This window comes from Mesorhizobium sp. M0830 (genome assembly GCF_040319965.1).
Taxonomy (GTDB): domain Bacteria; phylum Pseudomonadota; class Alphaproteobacteria; order Rhizobiales; family Rhizobiaceae; genus Mesorhizobium.
The window spans coordinates 1-899 of record NZ_JAMYOR010000149.1 but is presented as its reverse complement, the minus strand read 5'-3'; the positions used below and the strand labels follow the sequence as shown (position 1 = coordinate 899).

Annotated in this window: 1 protein-coding gene; it reads left to right on the top strand. The window is 64.3% G+C overall.

Going from position 1 to position 899, the window contains the following annotated elements:
- Positions 1-110: 110 nt before the first annotated feature.
- Positions 111-899: IS110 family RNA-guided transposase (locus NKI20_RS33620; RefSeq protein ID WP_352838294.1), on the top strand; the 789-nt coding region annotated here is incomplete at its 3' end.

The window sequence follows — 899 nt, the reverse complement described above, 5'->3', positions numbered from 1 at the left end:
CTAGACGTCATGTTCCGAGGCCTGAGATCGGTGGCCCGCCCTTTCGTGCGATTAAGAGACGAGGGTTGCTCGGATAGGCCGAGCCGATCCTCACGCACGGAGGACGAGCCATGGGAGAGTATAGCGAAGCATTTGTCGCGTTTGATGTAGCCAAGAAGAAGCATGCGGTGGCGATCGCAGCGGGCGGCCGCACGGGCGAAGTCCGGTTTCTCGGTGAGGTCGAGAATAGGCCGGCTGCGATAGAGCGGACGATCAAGAAGCTGGGAAAAAGGTACGATCGACTGCACGTCTGCTTCGAGGCCGGACCGACTGGTTACGGACTTTGCCGTCAGGTCCGCGATCTTGGTCACGACTGCATGGTGGTTGCGCCCGCCCTGATTCCGAAGCGGTCGGGCGAGCGCATCAAGACGAACCGAAGGGACGCGGTCACTCTGGCGCGGCTGCATCGGGCGGGCGAACTGACCGGAGTGTGGGTACCGGACGTCGTCCACGAGGCTGTCCGCGATCTGGTGCGGGCTCGGGAATCCGGAGCCGACGACCTGCGCCGCAAACGCCAGCAGCTGCTCTCCTTCCTTCTGCGCCATGGTCGGATCTACGAGGGCGGCGGTCATTGGACATTGGCGCACCGGCGCTGGCTTGCCCGCCAGAGCTTCGAGCATCCGGCGCAGCAGATCGTGTTCCAAGAGAAGATCGACGCGATCGAGGACGCGGTTCAGCGGCTACGCCGCTTGGACGAGCAGCTGAGCGCCGTCGTGCCCACCTGGTCCATGGCGCGGGTCGTCGAGGCCTATCAGGCGATGCGCGGTGCCTCGTTCCTGGTCGCAGTAATCTTCGCGGCCGAGATCGGGGATGTGCGCCGCTTCGATACACCGCCGCAGTTGATGGCCTTCCTCGGCCTG